This is a genomic window from Candidatus Methylomirabilota bacterium (assembly GCA_036001065.1).
In the GTDB taxonomy this organism is placed as follows: Bacteria; Methylomirabilota; Methylomirabilia; order Rokubacteriales; family CSP1-6; genus MNEF01.
In genome coordinates, this window is record DASYUQ010000011.1 from 1 (window position 1) to 11,653 (window position 11,653).

Annotated in this window: 8 protein-coding genes; 6 read left to right on the forward strand and 2 right to left on the reverse strand. The window is 67.8% G+C overall.

The window, feature by feature from the left end:
- Positions 1–56: 56 nt before the first annotated feature.
- Complete coding sequence (locus tag VGV13_01040) at positions 57–587, reverse strand: BON domain-containing protein (protein HEV8639668.1); 531 nt, start codon at positions 585–587, stop codon at positions 57–59.
- Between the two features lie 312 nt (positions 588–899).
- Between VGV13_01040 and VGV13_01045 the strand changes: the two genes are divergently transcribed.
- The 4 genes from VGV13_01045 (at position 900) to VGV13_01060 (ending at position 8,106) form a co-directional block, all read left to right on the forward strand.
- The gene (locus VGV13_01045; protein HEV8639669.1) at positions 900–2,720 is read left to right on the forward strand and encodes a GAF domain-containing protein; all 1,821 of its coding nucleotides are present in this window, start codon (positions 900–902) and stop codon (positions 2,718–2,720) included.
- 299 nt (positions 2,721–3,019) lie between these two features.
- The gene (locus VGV13_01050; GenBank protein ID HEV8639670.1) at positions 3,020–5,038 is read left to right on the forward strand and encodes a TonB-dependent receptor; all 2,019 of its coding nucleotides are present in this window, start codon (positions 3,020–3,022) and stop codon (positions 5,036–5,038) included.
- 19 nt (positions 5,039–5,057) lie between these two features.
- Complete coding sequence (locus tag VGV13_01055) at positions 5,058–5,615, forward strand: YfiR family protein (GenBank protein HEV8639671.1); 558 nt, start codon at positions 5,058–5,060, stop codon at positions 5,613–5,615.
- A 4-nt stretch (positions 5,616–5,619) separates the two neighbouring features.
- Entirely contained in the window at positions 5,620–8,106 is a 2,487-nt protein-coding gene (locus VGV13_01060) for an adenylate/guanylate cyclase domain-containing protein (GenBank protein HEV8639672.1), read from the forward strand.
- A 76-nt stretch (positions 8,107–8,182) separates the two neighbouring features.
- On the opposite strand, the gene ada is transcribed toward VGV13_01060, so the two are convergent.
- Positions 8,183–9,280 carry a bifunctional DNA-binding transcriptional regulator/O6-methylguanine-DNA methyltransferase Ada gene (ada, locus tag VGV13_01065; protein ID HEV8639673.1) on the reverse strand — a complete coding sequence of 366 codons (1,098 nt, stop codon included), beginning with the start codon at positions 9,278–9,280 and terminating at the stop codon, positions 8,183–8,185.
- Between the two features lie 539 nt (positions 9,281–9,819).
- Here ada and VGV13_01070 point away from each other — a divergent pair.
- Positions 9,820–10,047, forward strand: coding sequence for a hypothetical protein (locus VGV13_01070; GenBank protein HEV8639674.1), 228 nt, complete (start codon positions 9,820–9,822; stop codon positions 10,045–10,047).
- Positions 10,048–10,241: 194 nt separating this feature from the next.
- The gene (locus VGV13_01075) at positions 10,242–11,474 is read left to right on the forward strand and encodes an MFS transporter (GenBank protein ID HEV8639675.1); all 1,233 of its coding nucleotides are present in this window, start codon (positions 10,242–10,244) and stop codon (positions 11,472–11,474) included.
- The last annotated feature ends 179 nt before the right edge of the window (positions 11,475–11,653 follow it).

Genomic DNA, 11,653 nt, shown 5'->3' on the forward strand with positions numbered 1-11,653 from the left:
AAGCGGGCGCTTCCAGAGCATCGGAGGCGCCCGCTCGATTCCTTTTCTCGCGGTCCTCAACGCGCCGGTGAAAGCGCGAGCCGGACGGTCAGCCGATCCCCCTCCTTGACGTCCTGGAGCGCCGCGGGCGGCAACTGCAGCACGAGGTCGCGGGCGCCATTGCGGAGCGTCAGGCGGCCTGTGGCGCGATCGACGCTCGTGACCTGGCCGGTCACGGTGTGCTGGACAACGGCGCCCGATGCGGGGCTCGCCGACGGCGACGCCGCGGTCGATCGCCGCGACTCCGTCTCGACCTCCAGGTGGTTCACGACGTCGCGGACGCCATCGACGCGTCGCGCGACCTGCTCCGCGCGGGCCTTCTGCTCCGGTGTTGCCACATTGCCGGTGAGATACACGGTGCCGCGGTTGACGTCGACGTTCACCGCGGTCAGAGCGCGGGGGTTGTCCGCGGCGATTCTGGCCTTGGTCTCGTGGTTGAGCCACTTGTCGTTGAAGTGTTGCCTGGGCGTCTTGCCGGTCAGTGTCTGGCAGCCGGTAGAGACACTCGCGATGATCAGGATTGCGGCGACGGCGGTCAGGCGCTTCATCGGAACCTCCCGCGACGCGTGGTCGCTGTGCACGTGCTTGCAGAGTGCGTCCATCGAACGCTCGCGACGGGTGCAATCGCGGTGCCCCCGAGAAGTCGATGGCACCGGGAACGTCTGCCGCATGATGCGGCTGTTGCCTGACGCGGCGCGCGGGACTGCCCGACTCAGCACCACGTGGCCGACCATTGGTGACAGGCGCTTCGGCAGCAGCCGGAGTGCCCATCACGATTAAATGTATCCCGCCGAAACCGTCGAGCCCCGAGAGAGCCGGAACCGAGTAGAATACCGCCCGCAGTCCGGGGGGCAATCGCGATGCGCGTTCGGTTCTGGGGTACGCGGGGCTCGATCGCCAAGGCCGGTCCGGGCACGGTCCGGTACGGCGGGAACACCTCCTGCGTCGAGGTACGGTCGGGGGGCGGCACGCTGGTGGTGCTCGACTGCGGCACCGGCGCCCACGGGCTGGGCCACGCGCTGGTGACGGCGGGCCCGGCGCCGCGACGCGGCCACCTGCTCATCACGCACACGCACTGGGACCACATCCAGGGAATCCCGTTCTTCCAGCCGCTCTTTGCGGCGGGCGACGAGTGGGACATCTACGCGCCCGGCGGCCTGGGGCAGTCGATCCGCGAGACCCTGGCCGGCCAAATGCAGTACAGCTATTTTCCGGTCCGCCTCGAGGACCTCGGCGCCACCATCCGATACCACGAGCTCGTCGAGGGGGTATTCGGCATCGACGACATCCTGGTCACGACGCGATACCTGAATCACCCCGCCCTCACGCTCGGATACCGCCTGGAGGCCGATGGGGTGGCCATCGTGTACGCGACGGACCACGAGCCCCACGCCCGCGACCTCGCGGCCGGGGCGGAACGCGAACACCTCGGGGGGGAGGACCAGCGGCATGCGGCCTTCCTGGCCGGCGCCGACCTGGTCATCCACGACGCGCAGTACACGGCCAGCGAGTATCCCGCCAAGGTGGGCTGGGGCCACAGTACGATGGAATACGTGGTCGACGTCGCGCGCGCGTCGGACGTCCGGCGACTCGCGTTGTTTCACCACGACCCGTTGCGCGACGACGATGCGATGGATCGTCTCGTGGAGGCTGCCCGCCGCCGCGTCGCCCGGTCACTCCCAGCGCTGGAGGTGTTCGCTGCTGCCGAGGGGCAGGTCGTCGAGCTCATCGGCGTCGCCCCCGGGCGGGTCGAGAGCGCTGGCGCACAGGTGTCCACCGCGATGAATGCGCCGCCGACCATGGTCGAGTACGCCGTCGTGCTGGCCAGCGGTGATCCGCAGACCACGGCCGCCCTGTCAGACGCCGCGCAGTCGGATGGCTTCCGGCTCCTGGTCGCTGCCGACGGCGACGCCGCCCTCCGCTTCGTGCGCTCGGACCGACCGTCCCTCCTGGTGCTCGAGCGCCAGCTGCCAGACCGAGACGGCCTCGACGTCTGCGGCGCCGTCCGGGCCGAGGCGGGTACCTACGGGCAGGAGGTGCCCGTCGTCATCACCACGACGGACGACCGCGTCGACATGTGGGCCGGGGGCAAGGCCGGCGTGACCGATTGGCTGGTGAAGCCCTTTTCGAGCCTCTACGCGCGGGCCCGCATCCGGGCGTGGGTCCTCCGCACGGTATGCCGATGGCAACGGGCGCCGCTTCCCAAGGACGAAGCGCGGCGCCTCCAGGCGCTGCGGCGCCTCGGGCTGCTCGATACCGAGCCCGAGGAACGATTTGACCGGCTCACCCGCCTGGCGGCGACGCTGTTCGATGCGCCGATCGCGCTGGTGGGTCTGATCGACGCGGATCGCCAATGGTTCAAGTCGACGCATGGCCTGGACGCCCGCGAGGTCCCGCGCGAGGTCTCGTTCTGTGCGCACGCGATTCACGGGAACGACGTGATGGTCGTCCCCGATGCCACCCTCGACCCGCGGTTCGCCGATAATCCCGGCGTGACGGGTGGGCCGCGCATCCGGGCGTACGTCGGCTATCCGCTGGCCGTGGCGGATGGCAGCCGCGTCGGCACCCTCTGCATCCTCGATCCTCGGCCCCGGCAACTGGATGGGGCCGCGCTCCAGCTCTTCCGAGACCTCGGCGCCCTGGTGGAACAAGAGCTCAACAGAACACGACCGGCGGTCTAGTGCCGTTCCAACTTGTTGATACTAAATCTGTCCACGAACGACGTACACGGTGCCTTCCTAGGCGCGAATAGTTGGAACGGCACTAGGCGAGGTCGGAGTCACCGATTGGTGACCGCGGGCGGCGGCGCGGGCGGGAATCTCGAGCGACCGGCCGGCGGGGCTCGCCGCCACAGGCGGGAGCGCCGGGAGCCCTGGCTGTGCGTTCCGAAAGGCTGGGGGTTGTCAGCGTCACTGAGTTATACTTCGCCGCGTCCCGACCCCGAAGGCGCTTCGATCAGCTGAAGCCGGGTGATGGCGTGATGGGCGCGAGACGGACGCGGCAGTTGTTGCTCGGCGGGGTCGCTCTGGGCCTCGCTCTCGGGCGCGTCACCGACGCCTTCGGTCAGCGCCCAGCCGAGTTGACGGAGCTGCCACTCGAGGCGCTCATGAACCTCGAGGTCACCTCGGTTTCGAAGCACGCGCAGCGACTGGTTGACTCGGCCGCCGCCATCTCCGTGCTGACCCAGGACGATATCCGCCGCTCGGGCGCCACGACCATTCCCGAGGCTCTGCGTCTGGTGCCGGGGCTCTACGTGGCCCGCGTCGATTCGAATGTCTGGGTGGTGAACGCCCGCGGGTTTGCCGCCCGGTTCAACAACAAGTTCCTGGTGCTCCTCGACGGGCGGAGCGTCTACACCCCCGTGTTCTCCGGCGTGTTTTGGGACGTACAGGACACGGTCCTGGAGGATATCGAGCGCATCGAGGTCATCCGGGGGCCGGGCGCGGCGCTGTGGGGAGCCAACGCCGTCAACGGCGTCATCAACATCATCACCAAGAGCGCGCGCGATACCCAGGGAGGCCTCCTGAGCGGCGGCGCCGGGACCGAAGAGCGCGGCTTCGGCACCGTGCGCTATGGCGGGAAAGCGGGCGGCGTGGCGCTCCGCGCGTATGCAAAGTATTTCAATCGCGACGACCAGGAGCTCAAGGGGCCCGGGCACCGGGATGCCGGCGACGGTTGGGAGGTCTTCCGCGGCGGCGTCCGCGCCGACGCCGACCTTTCGGAGCGCGACACGCTCACGATCCTTGCCGACGGGTATACCGGAACCGTCGGCGAACCCCTGGAGGTCCCGAGTCTCCTGCCGCCCTTTGCGACCACCGAGCAGCTCGCGAAGCCGATCTGGGGGTTCAACCTTCTCGGGCGATGGCAGCGCGCGTTTTCCGAGGCCTCCAGTATCCTGGTCCAGGCGTATTACGATCTCAGTCGCCGGGAGGATCCCCGGGCGACGGTGAACCTGGACACCGTGGATGTCGAGGTTCAGTACCGCCGCCCGCTGGGAACGTGGAACGACTTCACCGCGGGGGTCGGGTATCGCTACCACCACTTCGAGTCGATGCCGGGCCGCACCGTCTCCTTCTCGCCGCAGACTCGCGATCTCAACTTGTTCAGTGCGTTCGCGCATAACGACACCACCATCATCGAGAAGACGCTGCATCTCATCCTGGGCACCAAGCTGGAGCACAACACCTTCACCGGCCTGGAGTGGCAACCCAATGGCCGGCTCCTCTGGACGCCGAATCCAGACAACACGATCTGGGGGGCCGTGTCCCGGGCCGTGCGCACGCCGTCCATCGTCGACCGGCAGGCGGCGGCCATCAATCTGACCGTGGTGCCCCCCAACCCTCCGGCGGTTCCGGTCCCGGTCCTCGTCCAGGGCTCGGGCAACCCCCATGTTCAATCGGAAAAACTGCTCGCCTACGAGCTCGGCTACCGGACGCGCCCGCTGGCCCGACTGTCCGTGGACATCGCGGCGTTTTACAATGTGTACGAGGACATCATCGCGTTTGCCGATCCGACCTCGCCGCAGCTCGCCCCCGTCCCCCACGTCCTCGCCCAGAACGCCCTGACGAACGCCTTCGACGCCGAGACGTACGGGACGGAGGTCGGGTCCAACCTCGACCTGCTGAAGTGGTGGCGGTTGCGTGCCTCCTACACCTACCTCGAGGTCCGCCTGCACCGCAAGCCCGGAGTCGTCGGGGCCACCCCGCCCGGCTTCGACCCCCAGCACTACGGCTACCTCAGGTCGTCCATGGAGCTGGGGCCGAACGTCGAGTTCGATCTCATTCCGCGCTATGTCGGCCCTATCCCGGAGCTCAAAGTCGACGGGTACCTCGAACTGGACGCGCGGATCGCCTGGCGGCCGACCAAGGCACTGGAGCTCTCCCTGGTCGGGCGCAATTTGGTGCACGCCAGGCACAGCGAGTTCAACAATGCCATCGCGGGCCCGGTGCCGGTCGAGCTGCAGCGCGAAGTGTATGCCAAGCTCACGGTGAAGTATTAGCCGAGGGAGGTCGTGGCCGGTGGTGACATTCCGGGCCCGCCCGCCGCATCCCTGGTGGCCGGCCCTCGCCGTCCTCGTTGCGGTCGCGCTCAGCGCCCCGGCCCCGCGCGCGCAGGGGGTGGAAGAATACGCCGTCAAGGCGGCCTTTCTGTTCAATTTCGTCCGGTTCACCGAGTGGCCGTCGGCGGCCTTCCCCAACGATCGCGCGCCGCTCGTGCTCTGCATCGTGGGGACCGATCCCTTCGGCGCGGCCCTGGCCGGCCTCGAGAAGAAGCCCGTGAAGGGGAGGGAGCTGCACGTCGATCGCAAGGTCACCCCGGACACGCTGAGCAAGTGCCATGTCGCCTTCATCAGTCGTTCCCGGAGCGGGAACGTCCGCGAGGTCCTGAAGACCGCGGAGGCCCTCACCGTGCTGACCGTGAGCGATATCGACGAGTTCGCCCGAAAAGGCGGCATCATCGGTCTGGTGACCGACGGGGGCAAGATCCGCTTTCAGATCAACGTCAAAGCCGCCGAGCGGGTGGGCCTCAAACTCAGCTCGCAACTGCTCAAGCTCGCCAGCATCGTGGAGGGCTAAGGCGGTGAGATGGCGTTTTCGCGATCTCTCGATCAGCAGGAAGCTCACCCTCATCATGATGCTGGCGACCTGCATCGTGCTGGCCCTGGCCTCCGCCGCGTTCGTCGTCCACGAAATCAGGGTGGCCCGGCGCGCGATGGTCGGCGAGCTGACGACACTGGCGAACGCCATTGCCACGAACACCGTCTCCGCCTTGACGTTCAACGACCCGGTCGCGGCGCGGGATACCTTGGCCGCGCTACGCTCGAGCCCCACCGTCGTCGTCGGGCACATCCTGAGGCCGACCGGGGAGGTGTTCGCCCGGTATGTGCGGACGGGACAGCCTGACAACGCCCGGCCGCGCCCGGACCACGGTCGAACCGAGGGGGCGGAGGAACACGTCGATCTCAGTCGCGCCCACAGAGGTGGCTACGACGAGTGGGGGAGCCATCTGGTCCTGGTGAGGCCGATCGTCTTTGAGCAGGAACCGATCGGACTGATCTACATCAAGGCGAGCTTCGACGAGTTGAACAAGGCGACCGGCCACCTCTTCGCCATCGTCGGCGCTATCGCCGGCGTATTGTTCGCGGTCGCCCTCGTGCTGGCCTATCGCCTGCAGCGCGTGATCTCCGACCCCATCGTCGAGTTGATGGGCACCATCAAGCAGGTGTCGCGCACCAAGAACTACAAGCTACAGGCGGAAAAGAGGTCCGACGACGAGCTGGGCGTGCTCATCGACGGATTCAACGACATGCTCAAGCAGATCGACGCGGGCGACCAGCAGCTGCGCGAGGAGGTGCAGATCCTGGAGCTGTCGCACGACCTCGCCGGCGAGCTCAATCTCGACACGCTGCTGTCGCGCATCATGCACGCGACGACCGAGCTCCTGAGCGCCGACCGCGGCACGCTCTTCCTCTACGACAAGAAGACCAACGAGCTGTTCTCGCGCGTCGCCGAGGGGCTCGAGATCAAGGAGATCCGCATCCCCACGACCAGCGGCATCGCCGGCGCCGTGTTCACGACGCGCCAGACCGCGAATATCGCCGATCCCTACCGCGACCCGCGCTTCAACAAGGAGGTGGACCGCCGCACCGGCTATCGCACCGAGAGCATTCTGGCCATGCCGATCGTCAACAAGGCCGGCGAGGGCATCGGCGTGACGGAGGTGCTCAACAAGAAGGGCGGCGGGTTCACGGCGAAGGACGAGGCGCGCCTGGGCGCGTTCACGGCGCAGATCACGGTCGCGCTCGAAAACGCCAAGCTGTTCGAGGACGTCCTCAACGAGAAGAACTACAACGAGGGCATCCTGCGCAGCACGAGTGATGGCATCATCACGCTCGATGCCGAGGACAAGATCCTCACGGCCAACGACGCCGCGCTCCGTATCCTCAAGCTCGCGCGCCACGAGGTCATCAAGCAGCCGGTCGGCGCGATCTTCGCCGGGGCCAACACCTGGGTCGCGAGCAACCTCGAGAAGGTGAAGCAGAGCGGCCACCGCGAGATCGCGGTCGAGAAGGAGCTCCGCCTGGGCCCGAGGGAGACGGCCTCGGTCAACCTGGCCGTCAATCCCCTGATCGACGTGAACGAGGAGCACATCGGCTCGATGATCGTGCTCGAGGACATCACGAGCGAGAAGCGGATGAAGAGCACGATGGCCCGCTACATGTCGCCGGAGGTCGCCGATCAGCTCCTGGCGGCCGGCGAGGCGGTCATGGGTGGTAAGGATCAGAAGGTGTCGATCCTGTTCTCAGACGTCCGCAACTTCACCTCCATGTCAGAGACGCTCGGCGCCCGCGAGACCGTCTCGATGCTCAACGAGTACTTCGAGCGGATGGTGGACGTGATCTTCAGCCACCGTGGCGTGCTCGACAAGTTCATCGGTGACGCCGTCATGGCGCTGTTCGGGGTACCGTTCAACGGCGAGCACGACGCGGACGACGCCGTCCAGGTGGCCAACGCGATGTTCGTCGCGCTCCGCGATCTGAACGGCAAACGCAAGCGAGAGGGCAAGGATCCGATCGACATCGGCGTCGGCATCTCCACGGGCGTCGTCGTCGTCGGCAACATCGGGTCGACGAGGCGCATGGAGTACACGGTCATCGGCGACTCGGTGAACCTCGCCTCGCGCCTGGAGAGCGCGACGAAGTTCTACGGCGTCACGGTGCTCATCAGCGAGTACACGCGGCAGGAGCTCAAGAGCAACCGCCTGCTGCGGGAGATCGACCGCCTCCGCGTCCAGGGCAAGCACGAGCCGGTCGCCATCTACGAGGCGATGGATCACTTCACCGGGGACACCTTTCCGGACCTCGGGCGTATGGTCGAGCGCTACGCCGACGGGATTCGCCACTACCGCGCCCGCGAGTGGAAAGACGCGCGCGCCTGCTTCCAGGAGTCGCTCAAGCTCAACCCCGCCGACAAGCCGTCACAGCTGTACGTCGAGCGGTGCGAGCATTTTCTGCAAAATCCGCCGCCCGGCGACTGGGACGGCGTCTGGACGATGACGACGAAGTAGCAGACTCGCCTGCGGCTCGGCCAGAGGAGTGCCGGCAGCGTACGGGCTCGGCGTGCCGGGCGCACTCCGCTTGTTGCTACCGAATCCCCTCCGAGGCGGCCTCGCGATCGAGCAACGCACGCTTGCGCTTCACGCCCCAGCGGTAGCCGGCGAGCGCACCGTCGGTGCGCACGACCCGATGGCAGGGAATGGCGACGGCGATCGCGTTCGACGCGCACGCCTGCGCCACCGCCCGCACCGCTTTGGGCGCCCCCAGACGCGCGGCGATTTCCGTGTAGGTCACCGTAGAGCCGGCCGGGATCTCGCGCAGCGCTTGCCACACCCGCTGCTGGAAGGCGGTGCCCCGCACGTCGAGCGGCAGATCGAGACCAAGCGCCGGCGCCTCGACGAAGCCGACCACCTTGGCGACCAACTGCTCGAAGCCCTGGTCGCCGCCGATCAGCCGGGCCTTCGGAAAGCGGTCCTGAAGGTCACGCATCAGGGCGTCCGGATCGTCGCCGAGCAGGATCGCGCAGACACCTTTCTGAGTCGTCGCGACAAGGATCGAGCCCAGCGAGGATTCGCCGACGGCGAAGCGGATCGATGCACCATGGCCGCCCGAGCGGAAGTCCGTCGGTGTCATGCCCAGCATGTCCGACGCCGTCGCGTAGAAACGCCCACTGGAATTGAACCCGGCGCCGTAGATCGCCTCCGTCACCGTATCGCTCCGGGACAATTCCTCCCGCACGCGCTGGGCACGGTGAGCCGCTGCGTAAGCTTTCGGCGTGACGCCGGTGATGGCTTTGAAGACGCGATGGAAGTGAAAGCGGCTCATCCCGGCGGCTTCGGCCAGGGCATCGAGATTGGGCGTCTCGTCGGCGGTTTCGATCAGACGGCAGGCCCTGGCCACGGCCACGGCGCGCTGTTCGGTGAGCGCCGGCTCGTTCGGGCGGCACCGTTGGCAGGGCCGGAAGCCCGCCTGTTCGGCCTCTTCGCACGTCGAGTGGAAACGGACATTCTCGCGGCGCGCCAGCCGCGCAGCGCAGGAGGGCCGGCAATACACACCGGTCGTCCGCACGGAATAATAGAACATGCCGTCCGCGCTCCGATCGCGGCGCACGAGGGCCGCCCAACGATCCTCATCGTTGGGAAAAGCCGGTGAAGCCGTCGCCTCTCTCGCCACCCCGTAACCCATGATGCCACCCCTTTCGATTTTGTCGGCGCGTCCGACTGGCTCGCTTCGACCCATATTGGGGGATGATGGGCCCGCAAGCACTCCGGTCCTTGCTCTCAAATCGAAGAAGAAGCACTCGATCCTGAGCAGCCCGCCTCCGGGGCCCGCCGCTCCTTCGCGTGGCTGTCGTCTCGCACCCTGGTCGGCCTTCACGGCCGCCAATATACGCGGGCACCGTCCGATCCCCTAGTGCCGTTCCAACTAGTTGATACTAAATCTGTCCACGAACGACGTACACGGTGCCTTCCTAGGCGCGAATAGTTGGAACGGCACTAGCCGAACCGGCAAAAATTGGCTAGGGTGGGCCCACCGTGGCGGAGGCGGTGACATGAACATCACGATCCTCGACGACTATCAGGACACGGTCCGCACACTGGCCTGCTTCCGCAAGGTCGCCGACCACCGCGTGACGATCTGGAACGACCACACCAAGGACGTCGACGCGCTGGCCGCGCGGCTCAAGGATACCGACGCGCTGGCGGGCGGGAAGGACGGTCGGGATCCTCGGTTACGGGCGGGTCGGCCAGTGCGTGGCCCGGCGCGCCCGCGCGTTCGACACGACGGTCCTGGCCATCCGGCGCGACGCGACGCAGCCCGACCCGCATGGCCTCGCCGTCATGCGCGGGCCCGACGCCCTCGACGACGTGCTGGCGCGCGCTATCCGACCGGCGCCGGCCCCACCTTTCCTGCGCACCAGCCGTTCCACGAGCTGCCCAACGTGCTCATGACCCCGCACGTGTCCGGCTGGACCGAGGGGATTCTGGAGGCGCGGGCGAAGCTCATCGCGAGAACATCCACCGGACCGCCCGGGGCGAGCCCCCGGTGAATCTGATTCAGACGCCGGAATAGGTCGGGTCCCTCCATCTTCCCGCGTCTGCCCTTCTTCTATGGCTGGGTCATCGTGGCCGTCGCCTTCGTCACGATGGGTGTGGGGGTCAACGCGCGCACCGCCTTCTCGCTGCTCTTCCCGCCGATCCTCGACGAGTTCGGCTGGGAGCGGGGCGTGACGGCCGGGGCCTTCTCCTTCGGCTTTCTCGTCGCGGCCGTCCTGAGCCCCTCCCTCGGCCGGCTGATGGATCGCCAGGGGCCGCGGGTGGTGATGGAGCTAGGCGTGGGCCTCATGGCGGCCGGGTTGATGCTGGCCACGCTGGTGCGCCAGCCATGGCACCTCTACGCCACGCTCGGCGTCCTCGTCGGCGGGGGCAGCATCTGCCTCAGCTACACCGGGCAGGCGCTCTACCTGCCCAACTGGTTCGTGCGCCGGCGGGGTCTGGCGTTGAGCCTGGCCTTCTCCGGCGTCGGCGTGGGCTCGATCATCCTGCTGCCGTGGCTCGGGACCCTCATCGGGCGCGCCGGCTGGCGCGCCGCCTGCTGGACGCTGGGCCTCCTGGTGCTGGCGCTGCTGGCGCCGCTCAACCTCCTGCTCAAGCGGCGGCCCGAGGATCTCGGGCTCGAGCCCGACGGCGATCGCTCCTCGCGCGACGCCGCGGCCAGCAGCCCGACGGCGAACGTGGTGGACCCGGCCTGGGTCGCCGTGGACTGGACGCTCGGCCGCGCCCTGCGCACGGCCCGCTTCTGGTGGATCGCGGTGGGCTATCTCTCGGGCCTCTTCGCCTGGTACGCGGTGCAGGTCCACCAGACGAGATACCTGGTCGAGATCGGGTTCAGCTCGACCGACGCGGCCTGGGCGCTGGGCCTGGTGAGCTTGGCCGGCATCCCCGGGCAGATCGCGCTCGGCCACCTCTCGGACCGGATCGGGCGCGAGTGGGTGTGGACGGTGGGCAGCCTGGGCTTCGCGCTCTGCTACCTGGCCCTGCTCCTGCTGCGTCAGGCCCCGACGCCGGCGTTGCTCTACGTCATGGTCCTCTCGCAGGGCATGCTCGGCTATGGCCTCACCTCCGTCATCGGCGCCATCCCGGCCGAGATCTTCCAGGGCCGGCACTACGGCACTATCTTCGGCACCCTGATGCTGGCGGCCATCGCGGGCGGGGCCGCGGGGCCCTGGGTGACGGGCGCGCTCTACGACGCCACCGGCAGCTACACGCTGGCGTTCTCGATCGCCATCGGCCTGAGCGCGTTCTCGGCCCTGGCCATCTGGCTGGCCGCCCCGCGCCAGGTCCGGGCCGTCGCCGGGCGCGTGCATCGGCTGAAGTAGGCTGCGGGCCGGAAGCACTTCGATCGGGGAGCGGCTGACTAGTGCCGTTCCAACTTGTTGGTACTAAATCTGGCCAGGAACGACGCGAGGCGGTTGCGCAAGAAGCGTTTACCCTTCCCCGTCTTCAAGAACCGTTCCCGGCGAAACGCATCATCGCCACTCAGGCAGGCCTCGTAGTA

Bases quoted from the DNA above. Each gene is read 5' to 3' on its own strand.
- VGV13_01040 (HEV8639668.1), bottom strand. From the start codon at position 587: ATGAAGCGCCTGACCGCCGTCGCCGCAATCCTGATCATCGCGAGTGTC.
- VGV13_01045 (HEV8639669.1), top strand. From the start codon at position 900: ATGCGCGTTCGGTTCTGGGGTACGCGGGGCTCGATCGCCAAGGCCGGT.
- VGV13_01050 (HEV8639670.1), top strand. From the start codon at position 3,020: ATGGGCGCGAGACGGACGCGGCAGTTGTTGCTCGGCGGGGTCGCTCTG.
- ada (HEV8639673.1), bottom strand. From the start codon at position 9,280: ATGGGTTACGGGGTGGCGAGAGAGGCGACGGCTTCACCGGCTTTTCCC.
- VGV13_01075 (HEV8639675.1), top strand. From the start codon at position 10,242: ATGGGTGTGGGGGTCAACGCGCGCACCGCCTTCTCGCTGCTCTTCCCG.